We start from the raw sequence: 248 nt of genomic DNA, 5'->3' as shown, positions 1-248 counted from the left end.
TAAAGAACGAATCGGTTTAGAAGAAACCTCGTCGATGCCTTTCTTTTTTAGAGTCAGTACTCTTTCGATATCGCCTTTAAACGTTTCATTCAGCTCCAGTTCATTTAATATAATCCAAAGGTCATTAGGGGGAAAAGTGTTAGATTCCCACACCCATATACATGAGAGGAGTGGCCTTATGACATTTAAATATCTTTTCAGATCGACCAAAGGCTGCCGAGAGGCTAGATTCATATTCTTCTTCGCCA

The 248-nt window shown here is 39.5% G+C and carries 1 protein-coding gene; it reads right to left on the bottom strand.

Translation table 11 applies throughout. The annotated features are described in order from the left end of the window. Positions 1 to 234, bottom strand: a 234-nt coding sequence (locus tag OOT08_RS19290) for a DNA polymerase beta superfamily protein (protein ID WP_442916297.1), incomplete at its 3' end; no start/stop codon positions are given. Between the last annotated feature and the right edge of the window lie 14 nt (positions 235 to 248).

Origin of the sequence: Leucobacter sp. M11 (assembly GCF_035726885.1) — a bacterium.
GTDB lineage: Bacteria > Actinomycetota > Actinomycetes > Actinomycetales > Microbacteriaceae > JAPFRB01.
The sequence above is the reverse complement of the archived record's forward strand: the minus strand, read 5'-3'. Positions and strand labels throughout refer to the sequence as shown.